Origin of the sequence: Ochrobactrum sp. SFR4 (genome assembly GCF_019730395.1) — a bacterium.
GTDB lineage: Bacteria > Pseudomonadota > Alphaproteobacteria > Rhizobiales > Rhizobiaceae > Pseudochrobactrum.
The window spans coordinates 1-236 of record NZ_JAAPBB010001376.1; the positions used below are offsets into that span (position 1 = coordinate 1).

Below are 236 nucleotides of genomic sequence, written 5' to 3' on the forward strand. Positions count from 1 at the left end.
CTGTTTTCATTATATGGAACTACAACAGCGAGCGCAGGATCCTCAAAAGGAACAAGGCCGGTATACGGATTTTTGGTACAGAAAATATCAATCTGGAAACGCAACCAATGACCAAAGGATTCATTCTCTAAGTGCGTTTTCAGACGTAAATCGCCTACGACGTCCCATCGGTCATAAAACCCAGCATAAGCACCACGTTCCGAGGTCAGGCCGTCAATAATCCAATAAATCCCGTT

Annotated in this window: 1 pseudogene; it reads right to left on the reverse strand. The window is 44.5% G+C overall.

Annotated elements, in window-relative coordinates:
* Positions 1-236, reverse strand: a pseudogene (locus HBA93_RS23530) (glycoside hydrolase); the annotation flags it as partial.